This is a genomic window from Burkholderia sp. Se-20378 (assembly GCF_017104665.1).
GTDB lineage: Bacteria > Pseudomonadota > Gammaproteobacteria > Burkholderiales > Burkholderiaceae > Burkholderia > Burkholderia lata.
Map to the genome: position 1 here is coordinate 1 of NZ_JAAGPG010000239.1, position 12234 is coordinate 12234.

The 12234-nt window shown below is 69.0% G+C and carries 12 protein-coding genes; 5 read left to right on the plus strand and 7 right to left on the minus strand.

What is annotated here, in order from left to right; genetic code table 11:
- From G3N93_RS22905 to G3N93_RS22915, 3 genes are all read left to right on the plus strand, one after another.
- On the plus strand, positions 1–1240 hold a 1240-nt coding region (locus G3N93_RS22905), incomplete at its 5' end, for an aldehyde dehydrogenase family protein (protein WP_241026663.1).
- 14 nt (positions 1241–1254) lie between these two features.
- The gene (locus G3N93_RS22910) at positions 1255–2199 is read left to right on the plus strand and encodes a ketopantoate reductase family protein (protein ID WP_206134011.1); all 945 of its coding nucleotides are present in this window, start codon (positions 1255–1257) and stop codon (positions 2197–2199) included.
- Positions 2200–2465: 266 nt separating this feature from the next.
- Positions 2466–3863 carry an MFS transporter gene (locus tag G3N93_RS22915; protein WP_206134012.1) on the plus strand — a complete coding sequence of 466 codons (1398 nt, stop codon included), beginning with the start codon at positions 2466–2468 and terminating at the stop codon, positions 3861–3863.
- 24 nt (positions 3864–3887) lie between these two features.
- Here G3N93_RS22915 and kynA read toward each other — a convergent pair whose 3' ends face one another.
- From kynA to kynB, 3 genes are all read right to left on the minus strand, one after another.
- A complete protein-coding gene (gene kynA, locus G3N93_RS22920) occupies positions 3888–4820 on the minus strand; it encodes a tryptophan 2,3-dioxygenase (RefSeq protein ID WP_174941687.1) in 933 nt (310 codons plus the stop codon).
- Between the two features lie 79 nt (positions 4821–4899).
- On the minus strand, positions 4900–6153 hold the full coding sequence (gene kynU, locus G3N93_RS22925; RefSeq protein WP_241026664.1) for a kynureninase: 1254 nt from the start codon (positions 6151–6153) through the stop codon (positions 4900–4902).
- A 25-nt stretch (positions 6154–6178) separates the two neighbouring features.
- The gene (gene kynB / locus G3N93_RS22930) at positions 6179–6820 is read right to left on the minus strand and encodes an arylformamidase (protein WP_174944905.1); all 642 of its coding nucleotides are present in this window, start codon (positions 6818–6820) and stop codon (positions 6179–6181) included.
- A 130-nt stretch (positions 6821–6950) separates the two neighbouring features.
- Between kynB and G3N93_RS22935 the strand changes: the two genes are divergently transcribed.
- Positions 6951–7451 (plus strand): Lrp/AsnC family transcriptional regulator, encoded by a 501-nt coding sequence (locus G3N93_RS22935; protein WP_006477992.1) that lies wholly within the window; start codon positions 6951–6953, stop codon positions 7449–7451.
- Here the strand turns inward: G3N93_RS22935 and G3N93_RS22940 are convergent.
- The 3 genes from G3N93_RS22940 to G3N93_RS22950 form a co-directional block, all read right to left on the minus strand.
- On the minus strand, positions 7438–7947 hold the full coding sequence (locus G3N93_RS22940) for a flavin reductase family protein (protein ID WP_011353017.1): 510 nt from the start codon (positions 7945–7947) through the stop codon (positions 7438–7440). The two genes, G3N93_RS22935 and G3N93_RS22940, sit on opposite strands and share 14 nt — an antisense overlap.
- A gap of 302 nt (positions 7948–8249) precedes the next feature.
- Positions 8250–8915: a hypothetical protein gene (locus G3N93_RS22945; RefSeq protein ID WP_174941430.1), complete on the minus strand. Its 666-nt coding sequence runs from the start codon at positions 8913–8915 to the stop codon at positions 8250–8252.
- Positions 8912–10318 (minus strand): selenium-binding family protein, encoded by a 1407-nt coding sequence (locus G3N93_RS22950; protein ID WP_206134013.1) that lies wholly within the window; start codon positions 10316–10318, stop codon positions 8912–8914. The genes G3N93_RS22945 and G3N93_RS22950 overlap by 4 nt, the downstream gene beginning before the upstream one ends.
- A 580-nt stretch (positions 10319–10898) precedes the next feature.
- Between G3N93_RS22950 and msrA the strand changes: the two genes are divergently transcribed.
- Entirely contained in the window at positions 10899–11459 is a 561-nt protein-coding gene (gene msrA / locus G3N93_RS22955; protein WP_174941434.1) for a peptide-methionine (S)-S-oxide reductase MsrA, read from the plus strand.
- Positions 11460–11484: 25 nt separating this feature from the next.
- Here the strand turns inward: msrA and G3N93_RS22960 are convergent.
- Positions 11485–12234 (minus strand): DUF72 domain-containing protein (locus G3N93_RS22960; protein ID WP_206134014.1); only part of this gene is annotated, 750 nt, incomplete at its 5' end.

Sequence of the window (12234 nt, forward strand, 5' to 3'; positions counted from 1 at the left end):
TATGTCCCCGACCTCCCCGGCTACTCCCCCCTTGCTCACCCCCTTTCCCTCCCCGACGCTCTTCCGATCTGCGCTGTGGGCCGGCTTCAACGTGCATCTTGCCGCGAGCGGGCTCGTCGAGGCCGCGTCGCTGACCACGCAGGTCGGCGGCGAGCTGATTCCGTCCGACGTGCCGGGCTCGCTCGCGATGGGCGTGCGGCAGCCGGCCGGCGTCGTGCTCGGCATCGCGCCGTGGAATGCGCCGGTGATCCTCGCGACGCGCGCGCTCGCGCTGCCGCTCGCATGCGGCAACACGGTCGTGCTGAAGGGCTCGGAGCTGTGTCCCGTCACGCACGGGCTGATCGTCGAGGCGCTGCAGGAAGCCGGGCTGCCGCCGGGCGTCGTCAATTTCGTGACGAACGCGCCCGAGGATGCGGGCGCCATCGTCGATGCATTGATCGCGCATCCGGCCGTGCGCCGCGTGAATTTCACGGGCTCGACGCGCGTCGGCAGGATCGTCGCCGAAGCGTGCGCACGTCACCTGAAGCCGTCGGTGCTGGAGCTCGGCGGCAAGGCGCCGTTCGTCGTGCTCGACGATGCCGATCTCGATGCCGCGGTCGCGGCGGCCGCGTTCGGCGCGTTCGCGAACTCCGGGCAGATCTGCATGTCGACCGAACGCATCGTCGTCGACGCATCGATTGCCGATGCGTTCGTCGCGAAGCTCGCGGACAAGGCCGCATCGCTGCCGCTCGGCGATCCACGCCAGGGGCCCGTCGTGCTCGGTTCGCTGATCGACATGAAGGCCGTCGAGCGTTGCAATGCGCTGATCGACGATGCGCTCGCGCACGGCGCGACGCTCGTGTGCGGCGGCAAGGCCGACAGCACGCTGTTCCCGGCCACGCTGCTCGACCACGTGACGCCGGCGATGCGCATCTACGCGGAAGAATCGTTCGGCCCGGTGAAGGGCATCGTGCGCGTCGATGGCGAGGAGGCGGCGATCCGTTGCGCGAACGACAATGCGTTAGGGCTGTCGTCGGCCGTGTTCAGCCGCGACGTCGCGCGTGCGATGCGCGTCGCGGCCCGCATCGAATCGGGCATCTGCCACGTGAACGGCCCGACCGTGCACGACGAGGCGCAGATGCCGTTCGGCGGCGTGAAGGACAGCGGCTTCGGCCACTTCGGCGGCAAGGCCGGTATCGCGGCGTTCACGGACCTGCGCTGGATCACGGTGCAGACCGCACCGCGCCACTATCCGTTCTGACGGGGCCGCCGACGATGAGGATTGCGATTCTGGGCGCCGGCGCGATGGGCTCGCTGTTCGGCGGGCTGCTGGCCGAAAGCGGCGAGGCCGTCACGCTGATCGACGTGAACGATGCGCATCTCGATGCGATTCGCCGCGACGGGCTGCGCATCGATGACGATCGTGGTGAACGACGCATCCGTACGTTGCAGGCGGTACGGCCGGAAGCCGCGAATGCGGATGCGGCCGCCTCGCCCGAGGCATCGTTCGACTTGCTGATCGTTTTCACGAAATCGCTGCATACGCGCACCGCGCTCGACGGCGTGCGTGCGCTGCTCGAGCGGGACACGCACGTGCTGACGCTGCAGAACGGGCTCGGCAACGTCGAGACGCTGAATGCGTTCGTGCCGCTCGAACGCATCCTGGTCGGCGTGACGACGTGGCCGGCCGACGCCGCGGGGCCTGCGCACGTGCGCTCGCACGGCGCGGGCACGATCCGCATGATGACGGCCGACCGCGCGGCGCGCCCGTTCGCGGCGACGGTGGCCGATACGCTGTCGCGCGCGGGGCTCGCCTGCACGCTGGATGCCGACGTGTGGGCCGCGATCTGGGAGAAGGTCGCATTCAACGCGGCGCTCAACACGCTGTGCGCGACGACGGGCTGCACGGTCGACCAGCTCGGCAATCATCACGACGGGCCGCGGCTCGCGCTCGCGATTGCAGCCGAGGTGGCCGCCGTCGCCCGCGCGAAGGGCATCGCGGTCGACGGCGAACGTATCGCGCGCAACGTCGAGCATGCGATCCACGAGCATCGCGGCCATCGTCCGTCGATGCTGCAGGACGTACTCGCGGGCCGTCGCACGGAAATCGACGCGATCAGCGGCAAGGTCGTCGCGGCCGCGCGCGAAGCGGGCGTGGCGGTGCCGCATGCGGAAACGCTGCTCGCGCTGGTCCGGCTGATCGACGCGCGGATGAACTGAGCATCAGGCTGGCGGCGCGGCTTGCGCCGCACGACGAGACGAGCACGTCGCGCGCAGACGACGGCGCCGGATCGGGACGGGTTGGACGAGACACCGGAGCCGGCGCCGATGCGTCGACGCCGGCCGACTGCGCAGCACGAGATCCGGGCACGCGCCACCGCGCCAGCCCGGGCCACCGGAGACGCCATGAACGCCATCGAATGCCGTTGTCTTGCCGCGCGCCGTGCGCGCACGTTGCCGCCTGGGCGCGGTACACGGGAGGTCGCATGAGCACGCGCGACGGATTGCAGCCGCCGTCCGTCGACATCGGCGCGACGCTCGACGACGGGCCGTTCACGACGATGCAGCGCTGCGTGGTGCTGCTCGCCGCGCTCGCGATCGTGCTCGACGGCTTCGACGGCCAGCTGATCGGCTTCGCGATTCCGGTGCTGATTCGCGAATGGGGCATCACGCGCGGCGCGTTCGCGCCGGCGGTGGCGGCCGGGCTGATCGGGATGGGTATCGGCAGTGCGTGCGCGGGGATCGTCGCGGACCGCTTCGGCCGCCGCCAGGCCGTGATCGGCAGCGTGTTCCTGTTCGGCATCGCGACCTGCGCGATCGGCTTCGCACCGGACGTCACGGCGATCGCGGTGCTGCGCTTCGTCGCGGGGCTCGGGATCGGCGGCGCGTTGCCGACGGCCACGACGATGACGGCCGAATACACGCCCGCGCGGCGTCGCACGATGATGGTGACCGCAACGATCGTCTGCGTGCCGCTCGGCGGGATGCTGGCCGGCCTGTTCGCGCACGAGGTGTTGCCGCGCTACGGCTGGCGCGGGCTGTTCTTCGCGGGCGGCGCATTGCCGCTCGTGCTCGGCTTCTTGCTCGTGCGTGCGCTGCCCGAATCGCCGCGCTATCTCGCGCGGCGCCCTGCGCGCTGGCCGGAACTCGGCGTGCTGCTCGCGCGGATGGAGCGGCCCGTCGCGCCGGGCACCGCATTCACTGATATGAGGGATGCACGCGCGGCAGGCGGCCGTGGCGGCTTCGGCGCGCTGTTCGCGAGCGGTCAGGCGCGCGACACGATCGCGCTGTGGTGCGCATTCTTCATGTGCCTGCTCGCCGTGTATGCGGCGTTCAGCTGGCTGCCGACGATGCTGGCGGCGAGCGGGCTGAGCGTGTCGGTCGCGGGGACGGGGCTCACCGCATACAACCTCGGCGGCGTGATCGGTGCGCTGCTGTGCGCGTGGACGATCGCGCATGCGGGGTCGCGCTGGCCGCTCGTGCTGTGCAGCATCGGCGGCGCGGTGAGCGCGGTGTGGCTGATGGGTGTCGATGCGAGCCGCCACACGGGCTGGCTGATCGTCGGGCTCGGCCTGCACGGGTTGTTCGTCAACGCGGTGCAGTCGACGATGTATGCGCTTTGCGCGTACATCTACCCGACAGCGGTGCGCGCGACGGGCACCGCGAGTGCGCTCGCATTCGGCCGGCTCGGCGCGATCCTCAGCGCATTCGCGGGCGCGGTCGTGATCACCACGGGCGGCGCCACGGCCTATCTGACGATGCTGGCGATTGCGATGGGGATTGTGTGCGTCGCGCTGCTCGTCGTGCGACGGCATATCCCGCGACTGTCGCGCGCGGCCGTGCAGCCGCGCGAAGGGGAGGAACTGGCCCGCACGTCGTCGTGACGGCGGGCCCGGGGGCGAGTCGTGTTACAGCGTGGTGCGCACGTGCCAGAGCTCGGGGAAAAGCACGACGTCGAGCATCTTGCGCAGGTACGGCGCGCCGCTGGTGCCGCCCGTGCCCTGCTTGAAGCCGATGATGCGCTCGACGGTCGTCACGTGACGGAAGCGCCACTGGCGGAACGCATCCTCGAGATCGACGAGTTCCTCGGCCATCTCGTAGAGCTCCCAGTGCTGCTGCGGGTGACGGTACACCTCGAGCCACGCGGCTTCGACCGTCTCGTCATGGCGGGTCGGCTGCGTCCAGTCGCGTTCCAGCCGCTCCGCCGCGATCGGGAAGCCGCGCCGCGCGAGCAGGCGCACGACTTCGTCGTAGAACGACGGCGCTTCGAGCGTCGCACGCACCTGTTCGAGGATGTCGGGCCGGTGCGCGTGCGGCTGCAGCATCTGCACGTTCTTGTTGCCGAGCAGGAATTCGAGCTGCCGGTACTGGTACGACTGGAAGCCCGACGACTGCCCGAGATACGGCCGCATCGCCGAATACTCGGACGGCGTCATCGTCGACAGCACGCTCCACGCCTGCACGAGCTGCTCGAGAATCCGCGACACGCGCGCGAGCATCTTGAATGCGGGCGGCAACGCGTCGGTGCGCACCGCGTCGAGGGCGCCGCGCAACTCGAACAGCGCGAGCTTCATCCACAGCTCGCTCGTCTGATGCTGGATGATGAACAGCATCTCGTTGTGATCGGGCGACAGCGGATGCTGCGCGTCGAGGATCGAATTCAGCGACAGGTAGTCGCCGTAGCTCATCGACTTCGAGAAATCGAGCTGCGCGTTGTGCCAGCCGGCATCGCCGGGCACGTGCGACGCTTCGTGCGCGGCCTGGGCCGCGGGTGCCGAATGCGCGGCGCGTGCGCCCGAGAACGGGCAGCCCGCCGGCGCGTCTTCGCCGGGTGGCTGCATATGACCAGAATTCACGACTCTCTCCAGATTTGAATGACGGGGGCGCGGCGCGCGGCTCGCGCGCGCCGGGCAAGGCCGATCAGGTCACCGCGCCGCGTTCGGCGAACTCGGGCGCCTTCCACGCGTCGGTGGCGAGGATGTCGCGCAGCGTCTCGACGGCATCCCACACGTCGGCGAAGCGCGTATAGAGCGGCGTGAAGCCGAAGCGTAGCACGTAGGGCTCGCGGTAGTCGCCGATCACGCCGCGCGCGATCAGCGCCTGCATCACTTCGTAGCCGTGCGGATGCTCGAAGCTCGCCTGCGAGCCACGCTGGTGATGCGCGCGCGGCGTGACGAGCTTCAGCGACAGGCCCGCGCAGCGTGCTTCGACGAGCGCGATGAACGCATCGGTCAGCGCGAGCGACTTGCGGCGGATCGTCTGCATGTCGGTCTGCAGGAACACGTCGAGCCCGCATTCGACCATCGACATCGACACGATCGGCTGCGTGCCGCACAGGAAGCGCGCGATGCCCGGATCGGGCGCGAAGCCCGGCTGCATCGCGAACGGTGCGCGGTGGCCCCACCAGCCGGACAGCGGCTGCGAGAAGTGCGCGTGATGGCGCTGCGGCACCCACACGAAGGCGGGCGAACCGGGGCCGCCGTTCAGGTACTTGTACGTGCAGCCGACCGCGCCGTCCGCGCGTGCGCCGTTCAGGTCGACCGGCACCGCGCCGGCCGAGTGCGCGAGATCCCACAGCATCAGGCCACCCGCGTCGTGCACGAGCTGCGTGACGGCCGGCATGTCGTGCATGTAGCCGGTGCGGTAGTTCACGTGCGTGATCATCGCGACGGCCGTGTCCGCGCCGAGCGCGCCGGGCAGGTCGGCCGGGTCGTCGATCAGGCGCAGTTCGTAGTCGCCGCCGAGCTGTTCGATCAGCCCCTGCGCGATATACAGGTCGGTCGGGAAGTTCGAGCGTTCCGACACGATCACGCGACGCTCGGGCGCGCGCTCGGCCTGGCGGCGCACCATCGCCGACAGCAGCTTGAACAGGTTGATCGAGATCGTATCGGTCACGACCGTCTCGCCGGGTGCGCCGCCGATCAGCGTCGCGAGCTTGTCGCCGAGACGGCGTGGCAGCGCGAACCAGCCGGCCGTGTTCCAGCTGCGGATCAGGCCTTCGCCCCATTCGGCGCCGATCACCTGCTGCGCGCGGGCGGGCGATGCGCTGGGCTGCGCGCCGAGCGAGTTGCCGTCGAGGTAAATCACGCCGTCAGGCAGGGAGAACTGGTCGCGCAGCGGGGCGAGCGGATCGTCGCGGTCGAGCGCGAGCGCGTCTTCACGGGTCTTGATCATGATGTGGGGTCGTCAGTCGGGGTAATCAGGAGGCACGCGCGGGCAGCGCGCGCAGCACCGCACGCACGGGGCTTGCGTCGAGCGTCGCGAATTTCAGCGGCAGGGCGATCAGTTCGTAGTCGCCGGGCGGCACGTCGTCGAGCACGATGCCTTCGAGGATCGCCATCCGGTGTGCGCGCACGCGGTGATGCGCATCCATCGTCTTCGATTCCTGCGGGTCGAGCGATGGCGTGTCGATGCCGATCAGCTTCACGCCATGTGCGGCGAGCAGGTCGACGGTCTCGGGCGCCACCGCGCAAAAGTTGCTGTCCCACTGCTCGACGCTGGCGTGTGCACAGGTGCGCAGCAGCACGCGCGGCGGAACGCCGTCGAGCGCGGCCGCGACATCGGCCGGCTGCACGACCGGCGATGCACCGATGCAATGGATCACGCGGCACGGGCCGAGGTAAGTATCGAGCGGCACGGCGCCGATCGGCGCGCCGTCGGCGTCGTAGTGCAGCGGCGCGTCGCAGTGCGCGCCCGTGTGCGGCGACAGCGTCAGGCGTGCGACGTTGACCGGCGAGCCGGCCTCCATCCGCCACACGCGTTCGACGGAAACCGGCGTATCGCCCGGCCACACGGGGGTGGCGGGGCTGACAGGCGGCGAGATGTCCCAGAGGGTGTCCATGGCATGACGTTTCGGTGAGTCGATCCTTCGAATGATAGGTGGACGCTCGCAGAAAGTGCTTGCGAAATAAACATGGACAATCCGCCGGATTGGCAGATAATTCGACTCAGAGGGAAAACGGGGACCAAAAATGCACGCGATCACGCTCGATGCCACCGACTGCCGGATTCTGGCGGTACTGCAGGAAGAGGGCAGAATCAGCAATCTCGATCTGGCGGAACGGATTTCGCTTTCGCCATCCGCCTGTCTGCGCCGCATGCGCCTGCTCGAGGAGCAGGGCGTGATCGAGCACTATCGCGCGTGCCTGAGCCGCGAGAAGCTCGGCTTCGAGCTCGAGGCGTTCGTTCAGGTGTCGATGCGCAACGAAGAAAATCAATGGCACGAGCGCTTCGCGGAAGCGCTGCGCGAATGGCCGGAGGTCGTCGGCGCGTTCGTCGTGACGGGCGAGAGCCACTATCTGCTGCGCGTGCTCGCGCACAACCTCAAGCACTATTCCGATTTCGTGCTGAACCGGCTCTACAAGGCGCCGGGCGTGATGGACATCCGTTCCAACATCGTGCTGCAGACGCTGAAGGATGAAGCCGGCGCGCCAGTCGGGCTGGCGCGCACGGGAGCGATCAAAGCGGTGTAAGGCCGTGGAAGCCGCCGCCGTGGAACACGAGCGGCGGTGCCGTGTCCGATACCGCGCGCACGCCGCAGCGCTCCACTTCGCCGACGAAGATCACGTGGTCGCCTTCATCGTAGCGGCTGCGGTTGTGGCATTCGAACCACGCGAGCGCACCGTCGAGCACGGGCATCCCCGAGTTGCCGGCCGCATGCGCGATGCCTTCGAAGCGGTCGCCCTTGTAGGTCGAGAAGCGCTTGCACAGGTCGAGCTGCGATGCTGCAAGCACGTTCACCACGTAATGGCTGTTGCCGCGGAACACCGGCGTCGACGCCGATTTGTGCGCGAGGCTCCACAGCACGAGCGGCGGATCGAGCGACACCGAGTTGAACGAACTGGCGGTGATGCCGATCAGCTGGCCGGACGGCGCGCGCGTCGTGATCACCGTCACGCCCGTGGCGAACTGGCCGAGTGCTTGCCGGAAGGCGGCCGCGTCGAAATCCGGAGGATTGGCGTGGCTCATCGCGCGACCATCCGGAACGAGACGGGCGGGCGCGGCGCGACGCGGGCGGGGCGGGCACGGCGGACGAAAGGCGACAAGGCGGTCGAGGGGGAAGGGGTGCGCATGGCCCGATTTTAGCGGAATCGGGGCCGCCGGGCCCGGCCGGACGGCGTATTGCGGGGGCAGGGTGACGTAGCGAACACTGCGGCGCATTGCCGGACGCGCAATTGCACGCGGCGGGCATCGCCGTTCTGTCGCGCTTTCTTTGCGCTGCCGCCGCTCCACCCGATGCCGCTCCGCCACATCTGTCGTCGATCCCCGCGCTATCGCGCCGCCGCCAGTCCAAGCGACAACGCGCCCGTCACGATCAGGCTCGACGCCCACACCGCATCGAGATTGAACCAGCTCCGCGACACGAACTTCAGCCCAAGATAGCGGTACACGAGCCATGCGAGCCCGCCGCCGGCACCGATCATCGCGATGGCGTGCACGGCCGCGACGACCAGCGCCATCCCGAGATGCGCATCGACGAGCGTGGCCGCCGCGCGGTGGCCGGCGTCCTGGTCGAGCCCGCACAGTCCGAGATAGATCGGCACCAGCATCAGCCCCGCGCCATGCGCGATCGCGACCGCGAACGACCACAGGCCGAGCCGCGCGGGCGGAATCCGCGCGAGCGCTCGCGGATGCCGGCGCCGGATCAGCAGCACGGCGCCGAAGCCGATCACGAGCGCGCTCGCGCCGATCCGGATCGCCGTTTGCCACGCGAGCAGCGCGGCGAGCAGCCCGAACGGCAGCATCACCGTGAAGACCGCGAGCGCATGACCCAGCGCGAGATAGCCGAGCGCCGCGACGAGCGCGCCGCCGCGGCGCGTCATCAGCGCGTTCGACACCGCGAGCGGCCAGCCCATCGCGGGGTTGAGCCCGTGATACACCCCGCTCGCGAGCACGGCCGCCCACAGCGCGAACTGGGCGTGAACGCTGGCGTTCAACGCTTGACCGACGGATAGCAGAACGAGTCGGTCGAGCAGTCGCCGCCTTCGAGCCGGATCTGGTGCGCGCGATAGCCGTCGGGGAACTCGACCCAGTAATCGTCCGCAAGCATCAGCCCGCCTTCCGGCCCCACATGCGCGAGCACCTGCGCGCCCGGCACGCCGTCCGGATAGAACTGATCGTCCCACGTCGAATACAGCGAGTTGGTCCAGTACACGCGCTTCCCGTCGCGGCTGATCTCGACCATCTGCGGGCCGCCCGCGAACGTGCGGCCGTTCGAGTGCGGCGCACGGCGCGCGATGCCGCCGATGCGGACCGACCCCGCGAGCACCGGATTGTGCGGATCCGATACGTCGTACTGGCGCATCTCGCCGGTGCCCCAGCACGACACGTAGAGGAAGCGGTCGTCGAGCGACAGGTCGATGTCGGTCACGAGCGGCGGCACCGCGCCGAATCCCTTGAGCAGCGGCGGCAGATCATCGGCCGCGGCCGGCTCGGCCGGGATCGTCGCGGTCTTCTTCACATGGAACTTGCCGCCTTCACGCCACCAGGTCCAGATCGAGCCTTCGAGATTGGTCGTGTCGACCACGACGCCGACGAACCCGTATTCGCGCGCCGGGTCGTGCGCGGGCCGCACCTCGAGCGCCATCTGGTGCTGCGCGCCGAGATCGATCGTCTGCACGTTGCGTCGCGCGCGCAGATCCCAGAAATGCAGCCGGTGCCCGTATTTGTTCGCGAGCAGGTCCTCGGGCACGATCCCGTTCTCGAATTGCGGCGGCAGCGCCCATTCGCTCGACACCATGTAGTCGCGCGGCAGGTTCCACCAGAAGTCGTAATGCTTGTCCTGCGGGCCGCGATCGATCTCCCAGCGGCCGAGCACGTCGAAGGTTTCGCAATCCATGATGAAGATGCCGGGTGCGCCGTCGGTGCCGTCCTTGCCCGCGCCGCCGAGCGTGCTCACGTAGATGCCCTCGGGCCCGCAGTGAACGGTGTGCGGTCGCGAATAGCCGGTCTTCGAGAAGATCTCGTCGGGCTCGATGATCTTGTGGATGCGCGCCTGCGTCGGATGCGGCTTCGTGTCGATCACGTAGATGCGCGACGAGCGCAGGCCGGGGATGATCAGGAAGCGTCGTTCGAGAAACGCATGGCCGGTCAGCGGCGACAGCGACGACGAGCACGCGTTCCAGCCGAAGTGGTGAAACTCGTCGCCGGTGGTCGGCATCGTCACCGTGTGCACGATCTTTCCGTAGGTCGACGAGCCAGGCTTCACGTCGATCACGGCGAGCGCGTCGGGTCTGGAAAAATCGGGGCTCAGCAACAACGTATAGGCAAATTCTTCCGGCGGCGCCTGCATCGCAAGTTCCGGCGAAGCATGAAACGTCGGGTCAGGCCGCATGCTCATGGTGATGCCCTCTCGATGGTATCGGATCGTGGTCGCACGGCCGTTCGTTGCGGGCGTGCGGGTCGGGGTTGCCGCGCGGCGTACGACACGCCGGCGGGAGCGATCGGCAGGCGGCTGCACGCGTCGGCGCGCGTGCAGCGCCGTGCATCAGATCGTGGAAGCGGAAAAAGGCGGTGTGCCGGATCGCCGCACGCGGGGCGGGGCGGATGCACGGCAAGCGGGTGGTGCAGTCGAAGCGGCGGCCCGCGACGCGGCGACGGCCGGGCGAGTGACGCGGGCGATGTCTGTTAAGGCATGCATAGCGATGTTCCGGCAGATGATGTTTGCATCAGGGTCGGGCATGCATCGGGTGCTTGGCGCGAGACGGCGGGTTTGCCGCCGCGCTCGCGCGTGCCTAAGTGTAGACGAGAAAGCGGGCGGCCGGTCGCGCGCGGCACCTGTGCACTCTGTCAGGTTCGCGCGCGAGTGAGATACTTGCCGAAGTGCCGTTGCGACCCGCACGCGGGTGGGCAGCGGCGAGACGGAACGGTGGCGCCGGCGCATGCGTGCCGGCTGCCGACATCAACGAGGGACTGATTTCATGGTGAACGAGATGCTTGAAACCGCGACATTGGGCGGCGGGTGTTTCTGGTGCACGGAGGCGGTGTTTCTCGACGTCGACGGCGTGACGGCCGTCCAGTCGGGCTACGCGGGCGGCCATACGCGCAATCCCGGCTATCGCGACATCTGCGAAGGCGACACGGGCCACGCGGAGGTCGTCAACGTGACGTTCGATCCGGCGCGCATCGGCTATCGCGAGATCCTCGAGATCTTCTTCGCGACGCACGATCCGACCCAGTTGAACCGGCAGGGCAACGACGTCGGCACGCAATACCGGTCGGTCGTGTTCACCCATTCGGACGCGCAGCGCGACACGGCGCTCGACGTGATCCGCGAGCTGGAGCGCGAGCAGGTGTTCGGGCAGCCGATCGTCACGCAGGTCGTGCCGCTCGACGGCAACTACTGGCCGGCCGAGGATTATCACCAGAATTATTACGCGCGGAATCCGGGGCAGGGCTACTGCTCGGTCGTGATCGGGCCGAAAATCGCGAAATTCCGGCAGAAGTTCTCGCACCGGCTGAAGTCGCTGCGCGGCGCGTAAGCGCGGCCGGCGCAGGCCGGTGGTATCAAGCCGCCTCGTTGCGCCACTGCGCGCACGCGGCGGCGATCTCGCGCGCAAGCGCGATGCACGACAGCGGCGCGGAGCCTTCCGCCTTGTTGTTGATCGTGATGATCACCGGCTGCCCGGCCAGTGCATAGCGCGCGGCCAGTTCGGCGAGCGCCGAGCGCGTGGCCGGATCCTCGTCGACGAGCTTGTCGAACGGCTCGTACTTCGCTTTCGCCTGTTCGTACTTGAACCCGCCGTGCAGGCTCCAGCGCACGATCAGCGGCCCCGGCGCGTCACCGTCGAGCAGCGCGAGCGCGGCCGCCTGGCGCAGCGGGTCGGGCATCCGCGCGTGCAGGCCGACGCAGTAGCGCACGCCGAGCGCGGCGAGCGCGCGGATGAAGCGCGGCGTGAGCAGGCTCGCGTCGCGAATCTCGATCGCATAGCGGGTGCCGTCGGTTTCCGGCGGCAGCGGCGGCAACGCCGCGAAGAACGCAGCCAGCCGGTCGATCAGTGCGGCCGGCTGCGCGAGCAGTTGATCGGGCAGCGGCGAGAACTGGAACACGAGCACGCCGGCCTTCCGGCCGAGCCCTTCGAGGCACGGCTGCACGAATTCGCAGGTGGCGAGCTGCGCGTCGAGGAAGGTCGGGTTCGGCCCCGACGGCTCGCCGCGCCGGCCGCGGATCACCGCATCGGTCACGGAGGCGGGCGCCTTCACCACGAAGCGGAAATCGTCGGGCACCTGCTGCGCGTAGCGCAGGTAGTCGGCCAC